The sequence below is a fragment of the Paenibacillus dendritiformis genome (genome assembly GCF_015845845.1).
GTDB classification, from domain to species: Bacteria; Bacillota; Bacilli; order Paenibacillales; family Paenibacillaceae; genus Paenibacillus_B; species Paenibacillus_B dendritiformis_C.
Window position 1 is genome coordinate 1 of sequence record NZ_LDIG01000111.1, and the last position, 507, is coordinate 507.

At 48.9% G+C, this 507-nt stretch carries 1 protein-coding gene; it reads left to right on the forward strand.

Annotated features, from left to right (window positions below; translation table 11 throughout):
- Positions 1-507, forward strand: a 507-nt coding sequence (locus ABD76_RS09390; RefSeq protein WP_197256288.1) for an IS3 family transposase, incomplete at both ends; no start/stop codon positions are given.

The following is a 507-nucleotide window of genomic DNA, read 5'->3' on the forward strand; positions in this document are numbered from 1 at the left end:
ACCCTCACTTGCGGATAAGATAGAGATCGCCCAGAAGTATATTGTGCAAGGACACAGCATCAGCTTTGTGCTGCGTGTGCTGGAAGTTGAGCGCTCCACGTATTATGCGCATGTGAATAGATCGCAGCAAGCTCAAGAGACAATCCGCAGAGCGGGTCGCCCCGAACCTGGTTTATCTTATACACAAGACGGAAAGCCAATCAGTGATGAGCAGATTTGTGAGTGGATCATGGAATTCTTAGCGGGTGAAGGCGCGAACTATGGCTACCGCAAGCTGACCGTGCTTCTACAACGACGCCATCAACTGAAAATTAACAAGAAGAAAGTCTACCGTCTATGCAAGCAAATGGATGTGCTTCGTCCACAGCGGGAGCTCAAGATCAAGCATCCCAAGCGACTTGCCAACAATCGGGTAATAACGGCCTCTAATCAACTGTGGGAAACTGACATTAAATATGGCTGGATTAGCGGCGAGCAACGTTTCTTCTTCCTGATGAGCATCCTGGA